Genomic DNA, 15234 nt, shown 5'->3' with positions numbered 1-15234 from the left:
TCGGAGGCAGCATGCCGATGGACGAGGATGCAGTCGCGGCGATCTATCGCGACCACGGCGCGGCGCTGCGGCGCTTCGCGCGCGGTGCCGTGGGCAGCGACGAGCAGGCCGAGGACATCGTGCAGGAGGCGATCATCAGGGTGTGGCGGCACGCACCCGAGGCGACCGCCGGGCTGCGCGCGTACCTGTATCGGACCGTGCGGAACCTCATCGTGGACCAGCATCGGCAGCGGGCACGGCGGCCGCATACGGTGACGCTCACGGGCATGGACGGCTTCGACGCGGCGCTCGACGCGGAGCGCATCGACGAACTCCTGGACCGCGTCGTCATGGAGGAGGCCCTCATGCGCCTCACGCACGAGCACCGCGAGGCACTCGTCGCGATGCATTACCGGCGGCTCAGCGTCGCGGAGGCCGCCGCCGAGCTCGGCGTGCCCGCCGGGACGGTCAAGTCGCGGTGCTTCTACGCGCTCAAGTCGCTCCGTGCCGCGCTCGACGAGCTGGGGGTGGAACGGTGAACTTCGACCACAGCGGGCTTCGCCTCTCCCTCGGCGCGTACCTTCTGGGTGGCCTCGACGCGGATGAGGCGCGGGCTGTCGAGGAACACCTCGCCGCGTGCCCCGAGTGCCGCGCCGAGATCGAGGAACTAGAGGTGCTGCCCGCGATGCTTGACGTCGTCCCTGCGGCGCGGGCCGAGGAACTCATCGAGGCGCCGCTCGCCGCGACGGCGGAACCCGTGCCCGGGCTGCTGCTCTCGAAGGTGAGCGCGCGCCGTCGTACGCTGCGGCTCCGCTGGGCGGGCGCGCTCGCGGGGGCCGCCGCCGCGTCGCTCGCGGGTGGGCTCGCGCTCGGGCCCGTGATCGCGCCGGCGCTCGGCCGGGAGGCGCCTCCCACGTCGGCGCCCTCGACCACCCCGACGACCACCGCGCCGCCCGCCGCGACCTACTCCCTGAACTCGCCCGAGGGCGCCCACGTGGACCTCGCGCTCGTCCGGAAGGGCTGGGGAACGGAGCTCGATCTCGTGTGCCGCGGCATGCCCGACGGCGGCGTCTACAGCGTGTGGGTCGTGGCGGCGGACGGGACGCAGGAGAAGGCCGCGAGCTGGAGCTCGACCGGGTACGAAGGCCGCGCGGCGCTGACCGGCGCGACCTCGTATCAGCTCGCGGCGATCCGGACTGTCGAGATCCGGGACGCGGCGCAGAACACGATCGCGAGCGTCCTGCTCGGGTGAACTAGACGCGCACGGGCTGGGACGCGTCCGGCGCGGGCGACGCCGCAGTGCCGGCCGGTGACGGCGCGACGGCTGGCCGGGCCCCGGCCTTCCGCCCTCGGTGGACGGCGATGATCCCCGCGATCACCACGAGGCAGCCGAGGGGCTGGTTCCACGTGAGGCTCTCGCCGAGCAGGACCGCGCCGAGCGCCACTCCGACGAGCGGCGCGACGTACGTGACCGTCGACGCCGCGACCGCGCCCCACGCCCGCACGATCGCCGTGTTCCAGAGGTACGCGATGCCGGTTCCGAAGACGCCGAGCACCGCGATCGCGATGAGCGGGACGGGCGTGAGGGTGGGCATGGGCCCGGCCGCGAGGATCGGCGAGAGCGCGAGGGCTGCAGCGGCGGCGACCGTGAGCTGGACGGTCGAGACGGTGAGGCTGTCGTAGTCGTACCGCCCCACGACGAAGCGACGCATGTACGCGAAGCCGAAGCCGTAGCAGGCCGTCGCCGCGAGGCACGCGAGCTGCGCAAGGATCGGCTGGGTGGGTGAGAAGAAGGCGCCGAGCACGGCCGGGTCGCCTGCGAGGCCCCATGGCCCCACGACAAGGACGACGCCGAGGCCGCCCACCGCGACGCCGATCGCCTGCGGAGGGGCGAGCCGTTCGGCGGGGATGATCGCGGCCGTCCAGAGCGCGGTCATGAGCGGCGTCGACGAGTTCAGGATCGCGGAGAGCCCCGAGGGCAGCGACTCGCCGGCCCACGCGAAGAGGCTGAACGGGACGACGCAGAACAGCAGCCCGACCACGGCCATGTGGCCCCAGAAGCCCCGCTCGCGCGGCCACTCGCGGTCCGCGACCACCATGATGGTGCGGAGCGTCACGGCGCCGAGCAGAATGCGGCCCACGGCCAGCTGGCCCGGCGTGAAGCCCAGAAGGGATTCCTTGATGAGCAGGAAGCTGGCTCCCCAGACGAGGGCCAATGCGACAAAAGTGGCCGTGAGGCCGAGGCGACGGGTCGTCATGCCATCAACTGTCGTCCCGGACTTCCCATGAATCAAATACATCTAGTGCACTTGGGCATACCATGAATGCATGGCACCTACGGTTCCCCAGCTGCGCACGCTGCTCGCCGTCGTCGAGAGCGGCTCGTTCACCGCTGCCGCCCAGCACCTCGGGGTGAGCCAGTCCTCCGTGTCTCGGACCCTGCGCGCCCTCGAGGAGGACATCGGCGGCGTCCTGCTGGACCGGGAGCGCGCCAATGCGCCCACGGCGCTCGCGGGCGAGCTCCTGCCCCACGCCCGGGCCGCCGTCGCCGCCCTCGACGCGCTCGAGGGCAGCGTCCGGGCGCGCTCGGGCGTTCCCGAGGGCCGCGTGCGTCTCGGCGCGGTGCCGACGGTGTGCCAGGGCCTCGTCCCGGGGCTGCTCACCGTGTGGGCGGCGCGCCTGCCGAAGGTCGAGGTGAGCCTGTTCGAGGGCGACGACGACGAGATCCCCGAGTGGCTCGAGATGGGCATCGTGGACGCCGCGATCCTCGTGGACCCGCATCCCGACCCGGCGGGCTCGGTTCTGGTCGGCGCGGACGAATACTGCGCGATCGTGCGCCGGGACCATCCGCTCGCGGGGGAGAAGGCGATCCCACTCAGGGAGCTCCACGAGGACGGCCTCCTCGTGAGCACGGGCGGCTGCGAGAACGAGGTGCGGCGGATCCACGCGAAGGCCGGCCTGCCCTTTGACATGCGCCAGCGCGTGCGCGAGCTCGCGACCCTCGTGACGATGGTCCACGAGGGCCTCGGGGTAGCGATCATGCCGCGACTCGGCGAGGTCATGCTCCCGAAGAGCCTGCTCATGGTTCCGCTCGAGCCGACGCTCGGCCGCCGGCTCGTGCTGAGCGGCCCCACGAACCGGGCGTGGAGTCCGCTCGCGGAGGCGCTCGTCGGGGCGCTGCGCGCCGGCTGAGACTCCTACAGCCGCACGGCCTCGAGGTCGAAGATGACGCGCCCGGCCTTGAGGGCTTTGTTCTCGAAGCTCGTGAGCACGCGGCCCTCGAACCGCGGGCCCCAGCCGCCGGCGTCGTCCGATTCGCCCGTCGGTTCGCAGTCCACTCCGGAGGCCCACGCCGCCGTGAGCGGGCTCGCCGCCCCGGTGCGTTCGCCGTCGTGCGCGTTGCGGAAGTCCGGCGACGCGGCGACGACGTCGCGCATCTGCTGCGCGTAGCCGGACCAGTCCGTCGCGAGCCGCCACACGCCGCCCGGGGCGAGCACGCGCGCCGCGAGCTCCGCGAAGGAATCCTTCACGAGCCGGCGCTTGTGGTGCTTCGTCTTGTGCCACGGATCGGGGAAAAAGACCCACAGCTCGGCCACGGACCCCGCGGCGAGCATCGTGCCAAGGACCTCGGGGGCGTTTGCCTGGACCACGCGGACGTTCGTGAGGCCGCGCTGCCCGATGCGCAGGAGCGTGTTCGCGAGGCCCGGGCGGTAGACCTCGACGGCGAGGAAGTTCCGCTCGGGGTTCGCCTCGGCGGCTGCGACGATCGCCTCGCCGAGTCCCGAACCGATTTCGACGACGAGCGGGGCCTCGCGGCCGAACTCCGCCGCCGCGTTGAACACGTAGTCCGGGTGCACCGAGGTGTCGGCAACATGCCGCGGAACGTCGACGACGAACGCGCTCGCGTGCTCCTCCCACGCCTGCTGGCGCCGCCCCTGGAGCCGCGTGCCGCGCCGCACGAAGCTCACGGGCTGGTGGCGGTAGGTCCCGAACGAGGCCTGGCTTCCGGGCGTGATCGGGTTGCCGTTGTCGTTGCCGCTGTCGTTGCCAGGCTCGGGCTCAGCGGGGGATTCGGGGTGCTCGCTCATCGCCCTCAAGCCTAGTGTCCTCGTTGCGCCGTCACGTCCGCAGGGTGTGCACCCTGCGGACGTGACGGCGCAAGTGGGAAGGGGTTCAGACCGAGAGGTCCTTGCCCTTCGTCTCGGGGAGCCCGAGCACTACCGCGACGGAGATGAGCACCATGACCACGGCGTACGCATTGAACATCCAAGGCTGCTTCACGACGTCCGTGAAGAGCGTCTGCAGGTACGGTGCCGTCCCGCCGAACGCGGCGACCGCGATGGCGTAGGGAACGCCGACGCCGGCCGTGCGCACCTTGGCGGGGAACAACTCGGCGTATGCCGCCGGGGCGATGGCCGCGCCCGCCGCGATGAAGATGAGCATCACGGACATCGAGACGAAGAGCTGCCAGAGCGAGTCGTGCAGGAGCCACGTCATCGGGAAATGCAGGACGGCGCTCCCGATCCCGCCGATGATGAGCACCGGCTTGCGGCCGATCCGGTCGCTCAGCCTGCCCCACAGCGGAAGCGCCACGAGGAAGACAAGGTTGGCGGCAAACCCGTACCAGAGCGCCTGGCCCGGGTCGAGCTTGAGGCTCGTCGCGGCGTACGTCGGCGCGACGATGGCCCACACGTAGTAGATGACCGTGAGACCGACCGTCATGCCGATGACCTGGAACGCCTGCTTGCGGTGTTCGAGGATGTCCTTGACGAGGCTCCGCGACTTGGTGCGCGTCGCGTCGAGTTCCTCGAACGCCTCGGTCTCGGGCATGCGGGCGCGCATCACGAGCCCGTAGAGGCCCATGACGGCCCCGAGAATGAAGGGGAGGCGCCAGCCCCACGCGGCCATGTCCGCCTTGGGGAGGGCGATCGCGAGAATCGCGCCGATCAGGGCGCCGGTCATGTTGCCGATCGTGCCCGAGAAGTAGATCAGCGTGGACCAGAAGCCGCGCTTCTCGCGAGGTGCCATCTCGGAGAGATACGTCTGCGACGACGGGAGCTCGCCGCCGTGCGCGAGGCCCTGCACGAGCCGTGCGACGAGGAGCACGAGCGACGCGAGCGCTCCCACCGCGCCGAACGTCGGGGCGATGCCGATGAGGAGGCTGCCGACGGCGGCGAGCGCCACGGTCATCGTCATCGAGTTCTTGCGGCCGAACCTGTCCCCGACCCAGCCGAAGACGAAGCCGCCGAACGGCCGCGCCACGAAGCCGACGGCGAAGATCGCGAGCGTCGAGAGGATCGCCGAGGTCGGGTCGGAGGGGCTGAACAGCTGCTTCGAGAAGTACGGCGCGAACGTCGCGTAGATGGCCCAGTCGTACCATTCGGCGGCGTTGCCGATGCCGGTGCTGACGAGCGTGCGACGCGCGGAGGGGACGACGGCGGCGCTCGCCGCGCGCGTGCTGGGGCTGGTTGTCATGGGGGTCTCTCTTGTTGTGGGGTCCCGTCCGGCGGGTTGTGGGGTCCCGTCCGGCGGGTTGCGGGGTCCCGGGTCAGCGGGCCGCGAGCTCCGCGGTCTTGGCCAGCGCGAGCTGCGCGTAGAGGGCCGCGCCGTCGGCGAGGACGGCGTCGTCGAACGTCGCGAACGGCGAGTGGTTGAACGCGCTCGTCGCGTGGTCGACGCCCGCGGGCACCGCGCTCAGGCCGATGAAGCTGCCCGGCACCTCGGCGAGGACTCGGGAGAAGTCCTCGGAACCGCTCAGCGGTTGGGGGAGCCGCGCGTGGCGGCCGTCGAACAGTGCGGCGATCGTCCCCTCGGCGAACTCGGTCTCGCCGCGGTCCGTGACCGTGAGCGGGTATTCGGCGGCGTAGCGGACGTCCACGTCGAGGCCGTGGGCGTGCGCGATCCCCTCGAGGAGGCGCGGGATCGCGAGCTGCATGCGCTCGCGGTTCGCCTCGGAGAACGTGCGGATCGTCGCGTCGAACTCCGCGGTGTCCGGGATGACGTTGCGCTTCGTGCCGGCCGAGAGACGGCCGACAGTGACGACCGTCGGGTCGAACATGTCGAACTGGCGCGTGACCATGGTCTGGAGCGCGAGGACCATCTCCGCGGCCACCGTCACGGGATCCTTCGCAGCGTGCGGCGCCGAGCCGTGCCCGCCGGCGCCGCGCACGGTCACGAAGAGGCCGTCCGAGGCGCTCATCATGACGCCGGGGCGGGTGACGAACTGCCCGTGCGAGGCCATCGAGGAGAAGACGTGGAGGCCGAACGCGGCATCGGCGCGGCGGCCCGCGGCGTCGAGCACGCCCTCGCGGACCATGACGCTCGCACCGTCGTAGCCCTCCTCGCCGGGCTGGAACATGAGGACGACGTCGCCGGCGAGCCGATGGCGGTTGTCGGCCAGGAGCGTCGTGGCGCCGAGGAGCATCGACGTGTGGAGGTCGTGCCCGCACGCGTGCATCGCGCCGTCGATGCGCGACGCGAACGATGCGCCGGTGCGCTCCTGGACGGGGAGCGCGTCCATGTCTGCGCGCAGGAGCACGACCGGCCGCGCGCCGTCGTTCGCTGTGCCGCCCGCCGCGGTGCCCGCCGCGGCGCCGCGCAGTACTGCGGTGACCGAGGTCGTGTCCGTTCCGGTGCTGATCTCGAGCCCGAGGCCGTCGAGTGCTGCGAGGACCTTCTCCTGCGTGCGGGGGAGGTCAAGGCCGATCTCCGGCTCCTGGTGGAGGGCGTGCCGCCACTCGGCGAGCTGGCTCTGCAGTCCGCGGGCTTCGTCGATCAGTTCCACCGTGTCTCCTCCTGTGGCCCACGCCACATTGATTGTGTCGGGAATGAGTGTGCACGGAGTTGGCCGTTGGAAACGGAGAGATGCAATAATCACTCACATGCCGCTACTCGATCAGCGTTTAGTTGCATTCGGGGCGCCCGTCGTCGAGCTCTCCGAGGACGATCTCGCGCTCCTTCACGCCCTCCAGATCGCGCCGCGCGTGCCGTGGCTCGAGGCCTCCGAGATCCTGGGTGCGCATCCCGCGACCCTCGCGCGGCGCTGGGAGCGGCTGCGCGCCGCCGGCCTCGCGTGGATCACGGCTCACCTCCGCGGGGACCCGGCCGAGATGGTCGTTGCGTTTGTCGACGTCGAATGCGATCCCGGGCGGCGCGACGAGGCCGTCGCGGTGCTCGCCGCCATCCCCGAGGCCCAGACGATCGACGTCGCAACGAGCCATCCGGACCTCTCGCTCACGGTCTTCGCGCGCTCGCTCGTGGACTGCGCCGAGCGCGTGCTGCCGCAGATCGCCGCGGCGCCCGGCGTCAACAGGATCCAGAGCGAGCTCTGCACCCGGCTGCATTCGGGGGGCCATTCGTGGCGCCTCGCCGCCCTCGACCGCGCGCAGGTCGCGGCGTTCGCCAGCCTGGGCCGCGTCGAGCCGTACCCAGGAGCCCTCCCGGCCGCGTGCTTCGATCTGCTGCCGCTGCTCGTGCGCAACGGGCGGGCCAGCGCCGCGGAGATGGCCCGCGAGCTGGGCCGCAGCCCCGCGACCGTGCACCGTCAGCTTGCGAAGGTCCTCGGGAGCGGGCTCCTCTCGTTCCGCTGCGAGGTCGCGGAAGGCCCGGCCGGATACCCCGTCGCATGCAAGTGGCTCGCGCGGGTCCCGCCGGGGCAGCACCTGCAGGCCGCTGCCGCGATCGGTGGGCTCCGGAACGTGCGTCTCGTCGCCTCGACCACGGGCCAGACCAACTTCGTGATCATGATGTGGCTCCGCACCGTCGCCGACATCATGACGGCGGAGCTCACCATCCAGGAGCGGATCCCGGGCATCGAGCTCGTGCAGAGCACGGTCATGCTGCGGGCGGTCAAGCGTGTGGGCTTCATGCTCAGACCGGACGGGACCGCGACGGGCGAGGTGGTCGCCTCGCCGGCCCTGCTAGACTAGGTGAATTGGGCTCTGGCCGATCGTGCCAGGAGCCCGGCGTCGATGAACGCGTTGACAGGCCCGCCCCCCGCAGCCACAGGCCGGGGAACCGTGCGGGCCGGGCTCCCTTTCCTCGGCGAACCCGCTTGCCGACCTGGCTCGCGGGACAGTCCGATGCTGGAGTAGCTGAGCTGATGCCTGCCCCCACTTTTGTTTCCCTCGGCGTGCCCGCCGTCCTCGACAACGCCCTCGCGAGCCAGGGCATTGAGTCCCCGTTCCCCATCCAGGCCGCCACGCTGCCCGATACGCTCGCCGGCCGCGACGTGCTGGGCCGCGGCCGTACGGGCTCGGGCAAGACCCTCGCGTTCGCGATCCCGCTCGTCGCGCGCCTCGACGCGGCGGGTGCCGCCAGAGTCCGTGCCCCGCGCCGACCGCTCGGCCTCGTGCTCGCCCCGACTCGCGAACTCGCGACCCAGATCAACGCGACCGTCGAGCCGCTCGCGCGCGCCGCGGGCCTCACGACGACCGTCATCTTCGGCGGCGTCTCGCAGCTGCGCCAGGAGCGCGCGCTCAACGCGGGCGTCGACATCGTCATCGCCTGCCCCGGCCGGCTCGAGGACCTCATGCGGCAGCGCCTCGTGGACCTCGGCCGTGTGGCCGTCACCGTCCTCGACGAGGCGGACCACATGGCGGACCTCGGCTTCCTGCCGGTGGTGCGCCGCCTCCTCGACACGACCCCCCAGGACGCCCAGCGGCTCCTCTTCTCCGCGACGCTCGACAACGGCGTGGACAAGATCGTGGACCGCTACCTGCACTCGCCGCTCACGCACTCGGTCGACGAGGCTCGCGCCGCCGTCACGACCATGGAGCACCACGTCCTCGTCGCGCCGGACGCCACGGCCAAGAAGAACCTCGTGCACGCCCTCGCCTCGGGCATGGGCCGCCGTGTTCTCTTCATGCGCACCAAGCACCACGCGAAGCGGCTCGCGAAGCAGCTCACGCTCGCGGGCATCCCCGCCGTCGACCTCCACGGCAACCTCTCCCAGAACGCGCGCGACCGCAATCTCGCCGATTTTGCGTCCGGTACCGTGCGCGTCCTCGTCGCGACCGACGTCGCCGCGCGCGGCGTCCACGTGGACGACGTCGAGCTCGTGGTCCACGTCGACCCGCCGGCCGAGCACAAGTCGTACCTGCACCGCTCGGGCCGCACGGCGCGCGCGGGGTCGGAGGGCACGGTCGTGACGGTCGCGCTCCCCGAGCAGCAGCAGGAGGTCCGCCAGCTCCTGCGCCACGCGGGAGTCAAGGTCGAATTCCAGAGCGTGACGTCGTCGTCGCCCGCGGTGGCCGCCCTCGTGGGCGAGCCAGCGGCGTACGTCGACCCGAACGAGCGGGCCGCGGCCGTCGCCGCGAACCTTCCGCGTCAGGGCGGCGGGACGTCCACGGGCGCGAACGCGCAGCGCAAGCGCGCCCGCCGCGGCCGGGGCGGTGCCGCCCCCGCTGGAGGGGCGCCGTCGGCGGCCCGCGGGGAGTCCCGCGGTGGCGAGCGTTCCTCCAAGGCCCGCGGCGAGTCCCGGGCGGCGAGCGTTCCTCCAAGGCCCGCGGGGAGTCCCGCGGCGGCGAGCGTTCCTCCGCGCCGCGCGGCGAAGCCCGGTCCGACCAGTCTCGGCGCGGCGGCGGCCAGCAGGGCGAGCCTCGGGGCAGCCAGGCGCGGCGGTCCACGCCGCGCGCCGGCAGCAGCGCGGTGTGGAGCACGACGACGGCGGTACGTCGGGCGGGAGCTTCGCCGGCGGCCGCGGGTCGGGAACGGGGTCAGCCTCACGCGGCGGTGCCTCGGGCGGCGGTGCTGGCCGCCGCGGTTCGCGCAGGGCGAGCGCCCCGGCGTCGAACGCGCGCCGCGGCTGATCCCTCGCGTGGCCCCGCCGGCCCGGACTTGGCAGACTGGAGCCATGAAGACCCTGCTCAATGTGATCTGGTTCGTCTTCGGGGGCTTTGTGCTCGCCCTCGGCTACTTCCTCGCCGGGATCGTGTGCTGCCTGCTCGTCGTCACGATTCCCTGGGGGATCGCGTCGTTCCGCATCGGCGCGTACGCGCTGTGGCCGTTCGGGCGGACGATCGTGGACAAGCACGAGCACGTGAGCGTCCCGACGGAGATCGGCAACATCATCTGGCTCCTCGTGGCCGGCGTCTGGATCGCCATCGGCCATGTGGCCACGGCGATCGCGATGGCGGCCACGATCGTGGGCATCCCGCTCGCGATCGCCAACATCAAGCTCATCCCCGTCTCCCTGTTCCCGCTGGGCAAGCGCATCGTCAGGACGGACAAGCTCTTGGCCAGCTACTCGCGCTGACGGCGGGCGGTCGCTGACGGCGGGCGGTCGCCGGCGTCGAACGGTCGCCCAGCGAACGATCGGGCGCCCAGCGAATGATCGGACAATGCGGTACCTTTTGTGACCGATCCCTCAGCCGCTATAAGTTTGGTTACGTCTAAGGAGGCCACATGCCCGAAATCGATTCCTCTTATGCGGGGGAATGGCGGTTTGACCCTGCCCACACGCGCCTCGGGTTCTCGACCCGTCACGCGATGGTCACGAAGGTCCGCGGATCCTTCAACGATGTTGAGGGAATCATCAACGTCAACGCCGCGGACCCCACCGAGTCAAACGTCAACGTCAAAATTCAGGTCGCGAGCATCGATACGCGCAATGCCCAGCGCGACGAGCACCTTCGCACCAACGACTTCTTCGATGCGCCGCACTATCCCGAGATCACGTTCGTGAGCACGCGCATCGACCAGGTCGAGGAAAACAGCTTCATTGTCAACGGAGATCTGACGATTCGCGGCGTGACCAAGGAGATCGCGGTTCCGCTCGAGTTCGTCGGCGTCGAGCGCGACCCCATGGGCAGCCTGCGGGCCGGCTTCGAGGGCTCGCGCCGGATCGATCGCAAGGACTTCGGCCTCAACTGGAACGTCGCACTCGATTCGGGCGGCGTGCTGGTCTCGGACCGGATCCTGCTCGAGTTCGAGATCTCCTGCATCAAGACCGAGAACCAGCAGAACTAGTCCATCGTGGACGCGAGCGAGGCGCCCGCGGCACCGGAATCCTCCGGGCCGCAGGGCGCCTTCGTCGTTGTGGCGTTCGTCGAGTGGACGCCCGTGGGTGAGCCGTTCAGCAAGCACCGCTGGCCGCTGCACGTGACGCTCCTCCGCTTCGACGCCCCGTACGAGGCCGCCCTCGCCGCCGTGGGCCGGGCCTTCGAGGCGCACGACGGCGGGATCGGAGTCCGGATCGGGGGCGACGCCCACTTCGGCTACCGCGGGCGCGTCCGCGTCTCCCTCGTCGAACCGGAGCCCGCGCTCGACGCGCTGCACGCGCGAGTCCTCGCCGAGGTAACGGCGGCCGGCGGGCGCGTGCACAGCCCCCAGCACACGGGCCAGGGCTTCAAGCCCCACGTGAGCGTCCAGGGCGAGCGGCGCGTGCACCGCGGCGACCGGGTCCGCCTCGACGACTTCGCGCTCGTGGACATGGCGCCCGACGGCGACACTTCCGTCCGCGTCGTCGTCGCCGACTGGGGTGCGGGAGCTACTCCGCCAGGACCGGCGTGAACACCGCGCGGTGACGGGGCGTGGCCTACGCCCGCAGCTCCGCGAGCTCGGCCCGGAGGTTCGCGTGGGCCCGCTCGAGCCACAGCCCGCGGGCCGGGGCGGTGTGGAAGAGCGGGTCGAGCGCGAGCAGATGTTCGAGGACGCGCGCGCGGCCGGCCCGGAACAGCTCGTCGGGAACGTGCGCATACTCCTCGCGGACCTGCGCCGCGTAGCGTCGATACCCGGCGGGATCGCGGCCCAGGACAGCGAGGTCGGCGTCGCACAGGAGCTGCCCGGCGCCGTCGTCTGGTGCCGGGGAGTGGCCCGCGGTGAGCCGTACGAGCCGCGCGACCTCCGCGACCTCGCCCCACCCCAGCCCCGCCGCCTCGAGCCGCGCCTCGGCGAGCTGGGCCGAGTCCTCCTCGTCACGCCCGGCCGCCCCCGCATACACGGCGTCGTGGAACCAGGCGGCGAGGACGACGGCGCGCGGTGCGGTGCCGCCGTCGGCAATCTTCTCCAGGGCAGTCAGGACGGCGAGGAGGTGGGCGGGCGTATGGTACCGGCGGTGGGGCTCGGACCAGCGCTCCACGAGCTCCCGCCTGAGCTCCGCGTGGCCAGGCAGGAGACGCTCCCAGCGTCCGGCGAGGGGCCCTGCGAGCGCCTTGGCGCGCTCGCGCGCCGGGACGCGCAGCCCCGACGCGATGAGGGCCCGGGCGAGCGTGCGCCCGTCCACGGAGCGGGCGCCGAGCGCCACGAGCTCGGCGTGACGGCGCTCGGGGACGTCGTAGTGGTCTTCGTCGAAGGCCCGCTCGGGGACGTCCGCGGCCGCGGCGAAGGCGTGGAGCTCGGCGAGGGACGTGTCGGAGACGAGGTGCGCGAAGACGGTCCCGTGCGCGGGCCACACCGGGGTGTCGATGAGGATCGCCATGCCCCTCAGCATCGCACGTGACGCCGGCGCTGGCGCGAGGACGTAGTTTGGACTCAATACCTGAGTCAAGTAGACTCAAGTTAGATGCGTTGACCTAAGTGGGGCCAGCGCGGTTTCATGGGTCTGGAACCCGGGGGAAGGAGCTCTCTTTTGGACGTCAAATTCACCACGAAGAGCCAGGAGGCGCTTTCGGCCGCGGCCATGAACGCCTCGACCGCGGGCAATCCGCAGGTCGAGCCAGCCCACCTCCTCAAGGCGCTCATGGATCAGCGGGAGGGCGTCGCCGTCGCGCTCCTCCGGGCCACGGGCGCCGACCCGGACGCCGTGAGCGTCGCCGCGAGCACGGCGATCAAGGCCCTGCCCTCGAGCTCGGGCAGCACGGTCGCCCAGGCGCAGCTCAGCCGCCAGGGCCTCCAGGTCATCCAGGCCGCACAGCAGGAGTCGGAGCGGCTCGGGGACAGCTACGTCTCGACCGAGCACCTCCTGCTCGGCCTCGCGGCCGACGGCGGTCCGGCCGGCCACGCGTTGCGGGACAACGGCGCGAGCCTCGAATCGCTCAAGGCGGCGCTCCCGAGCGTGCGCGGCGACCGCAAGGTGGACAGCCCCGACCCGGAGAACACGTTCCAGTCCCTCGAGAAGTACGGGACCGACCTCACCGCGATCGCCCGCTCGGGCAGGCTCGACCCCGTGATCGGCCGCGACGCGGAGATCCGGCGCGTGGTCCAGGTCCTCTCGCGGCGCACCAAGAACAACCCCGTGCTCATCGGCGAGCCGGGCGTGGGCAAGACGGCCGTGGTCGAGGGCCTCGCCCAGCGCATGGTCGCCGGGGACGTCCCGGAGAGCCTGCGCGGCAAGAGCCTCATATCGCTTGACCTCGGCTCGATGGTGGCCGGCGCGAAGTACCGCGGCGAGTTCGAGGAACGGCTCAAGGCCGTCCTCGAGGAGATCCGGAGCTCCGAGGGCCAGATCGTCACGTTCATCGACGAGATCCACACCGTAGTCGGCGCGGGCGCGACGGGGGACTCGTCGATGGATGCCGGGAACATGCTCAAGCCCATGCTCGCGCGCGGCGAGCTGCGCCTCATCGGCGCCACGACGCTCGACGAATACCGCGAGAACATCGAGAAGGATGCCGCGCTCGAGCGCCGCTTCCAGCAGGTCTTCGTGGGCGAGCCGAGCGTTGAGGACACGATCGCGATCCTCCGCGGCCTCAAGGAGCGCTACGAGGCGCACCACAAGGTCTCGATCTCCGACTCCGCCCTCGTCGCCGCGGCGACCCTCTCGAACCGTTACATCACGGGCCGGCAGCTTCCCGACAAGGCGATCGATCTCATCGACGAGGCCGCGTCGCGGCTCCGCATGGAGATCGACTCGGCGCCGGAGGAAATCGACCAGCTGCGCCGCGCCGTCGACCGCCTCACCATGGAGGAACTCGCCCTCGACGGCGAGACGGACGCCGCGTCGATCGAGCGGCTCGCTGCCATCCGCGAGGACATGGCCAACCGGAAGGAGGAGCTCGCCGCGCTCAACGCCCGGTGGGAGGCGGAGAAGGCCGGCCTCAACCGCGTCGGCGAGCTTCGCGCGCGGCTCGACGAGCTGCGCTCGGTTGCGGACAAGGCGCAGCGCGACGGCGACCTCGCCGAGGCGTCCCGGATCCTCTACGGCGAGATCCCGACGGTCGAACGCGAGCTCAAGGCCGCCTCCGTAGCCGAGCAGGAGGCGAGCGCGAGCGCCAAGATGGTGGCCGAGGAGGTCACGGCGGACGACATCGCGGAGGTGATCTCCGCGTGGACCGGAATCCCGGCGGGCCGCATGCTCCAGGGCGAGAGCCAGAAGCTCCTGCACATGGAGGAGGAGGTCGGGAAGCGGCTCATCGGCCAGACGAAGGCCGTCCAGGCGGTCTCCGACGCCGTGCGCCGCGCGCGGGCCGGGATCAGCGATCCCAACCGGCCCACCGGCTCGTTCCTGTTCCTCGGACCGACCGGCGTGGGCAAGACCGAGCTCGCGAAGGCGCTCGCGGACTTCCTGTTCGACGACGAGCGCGCCATGGTGCGCATCGACATGAGCGAGTATTCGGAGAAGCACGCCGTCGCGCGCCTCGTCGGGGCGCCTCCCGGGTACGTGGGCTACGAAGAAGGCGGGCAGCTCACGGAGGCCGTGCGGCGCCGGCCGTACTCGGTGATCCTGCTCGACGAGGTTGAGAAGGCGCACCCCGAGGCGTTCGACATCCTGCTCCAGGTGCTCGACGACGGCCGGCTTACCGACGGGCAGGGGCGCACCGTGGACTTCCGCAACACGATCCTCGTGCTGACGTCCAACCTCGGCAGCCAATACCTCGTGGACCCTGACCTGAGCCAGGCCACGAAGGAGGACGCCGTGATGCAGGTGGTGCACACCTCGTTCAAGCCCGAGTTCCTCAACCGGCTCGACGACATCATCATGTTCGAGCCGCTCTCGGTCGACGAGCTCTCCCGGATCGTCCAGCTGCAGGTCGACGCGCTCCAGGGGCGGCTGCGCGAGCGCCGCCTCGCGCTTGACGTGACCGACGGCGCGCGGGCCTGGCTCGCGATGTCGGGCTATGACCCCGCGTATGGCGCGCGGCCGCTGCGGCGGCTCGTCCAGCGCGAGATCGGGGACCGGCTGGCGAAGGCCCTCCTCGCGGGGGAGGTCATCGACGGCGACACGGTTGCCGTCGACGTGGCTGACGTCTCGGTCGACCTCCACGACCTCACGGGCGCCTCGAGCGGCGGGCTGAGCGTCACGCGCAGGGCCCCGGCGGCGAGGGAGGCCTGGCCTGGGCCGGCGGCCCGCGCGCCTGGCGGCCCGGCCGCCCGCCG

12 protein-coding genes and 2 pseudogenes are annotated in these 15234 nt (G+C 71.6%); 9 read left to right on the top strand and 5 right to left on the bottom strand.

The window, feature by feature from the left end:
• The first annotated feature begins 11 nt into the window (after positions 1-11).
• Positions 12-518, top strand: a complete 507-nt coding sequence (locus ACOKR1_RS18145; RefSeq protein ID WP_422936684.1) for a sigma-70 family RNA polymerase sigma factor — start codon at positions 12-14, stop codon at positions 516-518.
• On the top strand, positions 515-1231 hold the full coding sequence (locus tag ACOKR1_RS18140) for an anti-sigma factor family protein (RefSeq protein WP_422934299.1): 717 nt from the start codon (positions 515-517) through the stop codon (positions 1229-1231). Before ACOKR1_RS18145 ends, ACOKR1_RS18140 begins: the two co-directional genes overlap by 4 nt.
• Before the next feature lies 1 nt (position 1232).
• On the opposite strand, the gene ACOKR1_RS18135 is transcribed toward ACOKR1_RS18140, so the two are convergent.
• The gene (locus tag ACOKR1_RS18135; protein ID WP_422934298.1) at positions 1233-2237 is read right to left on the bottom strand and encodes a DMT family transporter; all 1005 of its coding nucleotides are present in this window, start codon (positions 2235-2237) and stop codon (positions 1233-1235) included.
• Between the two features lie 70 nt (positions 2238-2307).
• On the opposite strand from ACOKR1_RS18135, the gene ACOKR1_RS18130 reads away from it, so the two are divergent.
• Positions 2308-3171 (top strand): LysR family transcriptional regulator, encoded by an 864-nt coding sequence (locus ACOKR1_RS18130; RefSeq protein WP_422934297.1) that lies wholly within the window; start codon positions 2308-2310, stop codon positions 3169-3171.
• A gap of 5 nt (positions 3172-3176) precedes the next feature.
• On the opposite strand, the gene trmB is transcribed toward ACOKR1_RS18130, so the two are convergent.
• The 3 genes from trmB to ACOKR1_RS18115 form a co-directional block, all read right to left on the bottom strand.
• Positions 3177-4067: a tRNA (guanosine(46)-N7)-methyltransferase TrmB gene (trmB, locus tag ACOKR1_RS18125; protein WP_422934296.1), complete on the bottom strand. Its 891-nt coding sequence runs from the start codon at positions 4065-4067 to the stop codon at positions 3177-3179.
• Positions 4068-4152: 85 nt separating this feature from the next.
• On the bottom strand, positions 4153-5454 hold the full coding sequence (locus ACOKR1_RS18120) for an MFS transporter (RefSeq protein ID WP_422934295.1): 1302 nt from the start codon (positions 5452-5454) through the stop codon (positions 4153-4155).
• 73 nt (positions 5455-5527) lie between these two features.
• Complete coding sequence (locus ACOKR1_RS18115) at positions 5528-6763, bottom strand: M20 metallopeptidase family protein (protein WP_422934294.1); 1236 nt, start codon at positions 6761-6763, stop codon at positions 5528-5530.
• A 97-nt stretch (positions 6764-6860) separates the two neighbouring features.
• Between ACOKR1_RS18115 and ACOKR1_RS18110 the strand changes: the two genes are divergently transcribed.
• From ACOKR1_RS18110 to ACOKR1_RS18090, 5 genes and pseudogenes are all read left to right on the top strand, one after another.
• A complete protein-coding gene (locus ACOKR1_RS18110) occupies positions 6861-7907 on the top strand; it encodes an Lrp/AsnC family transcriptional regulator (protein ID WP_422934293.1) in 1047 nt (348 codons plus the stop codon).
• A gap of 173 nt (positions 7908-8080) precedes the next feature.
• Positions 8081-9788: pseudogene (locus ACOKR1_RS18105) on the top strand (DEAD/DEAH box helicase).
• A gap of 44 nt (positions 9789-9832) precedes the next feature.
• Positions 9833-10234: a YccF domain-containing protein gene (locus ACOKR1_RS18100; protein ID WP_422934292.1), complete on the top strand. Its 402-nt coding sequence runs from the start codon at positions 9833-9835 to the stop codon at positions 10232-10234.
• Between the two features lie 149 nt (positions 10235-10383).
• Positions 10384-10947 carry a YceI family protein gene (locus ACOKR1_RS18095; protein WP_415857105.1) on the top strand — a complete coding sequence of 188 codons (564 nt, stop codon included), beginning with the start codon at positions 10384-10386 and terminating at the stop codon, positions 10945-10947.
• 6 nt (positions 10948-10953) lie between these two features.
• Positions 10954-11490 carry a 2'-5' RNA ligase family protein gene (locus ACOKR1_RS18090; RefSeq protein ID WP_422934291.1) on the top strand — a complete coding sequence of 179 codons (537 nt, stop codon included), beginning with the start codon at positions 10954-10956 and terminating at the stop codon, positions 11488-11490.
• Positions 11491-11515: 25 nt separating this feature from the next.
• On the opposite strand, the gene ACOKR1_RS18085 is transcribed toward ACOKR1_RS18090, so the two are convergent.
• Entirely contained in the window at positions 11516-12397 is an 882-nt protein-coding gene (locus ACOKR1_RS18085) for a DUF4031 domain-containing protein (RefSeq protein WP_422934290.1), read from the bottom strand.
• A 150-nt stretch (positions 12398-12547) separates the two neighbouring features.
• Between ACOKR1_RS18085 and clpB the strand changes: the two are divergent.
• A pseudogene (gene clpB / locus ACOKR1_RS18080) lies at positions 12548-15166 on the top strand (ATP-dependent chaperone ClpB); the annotation flags it as partial.
• Positions 15167-15234: the final 68 nt, after the last annotated feature.

It is taken from the genome of Sinomonas sp. P47F7 (genome assembly GCF_049332655.1).
Classification (GTDB): Bacteria; Actinomycetota; Actinomycetes; order Actinomycetales; family Micrococcaceae; genus Sinomonas.
Note: the sequence above shows the minus strand (reverse complement) of the source record. Positions and strands in the feature narration are given on the sequence as shown.

What these genes read in the sequence shown, in the direction of transcription:
- ACOKR1_RS18145 (WP_422936684.1), top strand. Translation starts at nt 12, where the DNA reads ATGCCGATGGACGAGGATGCAGTCGCGGCGATCTATCGCGACCACGGC.
- ACOKR1_RS18135 (WP_422934298.1), bottom strand. Translation starts at nt 2,237, where the DNA reads ATGACGACCCGTCGCCTCGGCCTCACGGCCACTTTTGTCGCATTGGCC.
- ACOKR1_RS18130 (WP_422934297.1), top strand. Translation starts at nt 2,308, where the DNA reads ATGGCACCTACGGTTCCCCAGCTGCGCACGCTGCTCGCCGTCGTCGAG.
- trmB (WP_422934296.1), bottom strand. Translation starts at nt 4,067, where the DNA reads ATGAGCGAGCACCCCGAATCCCCCGCTGAGCCCGAGCCTGGCAACGAC.
- ACOKR1_RS18120 (WP_422934295.1), bottom strand. Translation starts at nt 5,454, where the DNA reads ATGACAACCAGCCCCAGCACGCGCGCGGCGAGCGCCGCCGTCGTCCCC.
- ACOKR1_RS18110 (WP_422934293.1), top strand. Translation starts at nt 6,861, where the DNA reads ATGCCGCTACTCGATCAGCGTTTAGTTGCATTCGGGGCGCCCGTCGTC.
- ACOKR1_RS18100 (WP_422934292.1), top strand. Translation starts at nt 9,833, where the DNA reads ATGAAGACCCTGCTCAATGTGATCTGGTTCGTCTTCGGGGGCTTTGTG.
- ACOKR1_RS18095 (WP_415857105.1), top strand. Translation starts at nt 10,384, where the DNA reads ATGCCCGAAATCGATTCCTCTTATGCGGGGGAATGGCGGTTTGACCCT.
- ACOKR1_RS18085 (WP_422934290.1), bottom strand. Translation starts at nt 12,397, where the DNA reads ATGGCGATCCTCATCGACACCCCGGTGTGGCCCGCGCACGGGACCGTC.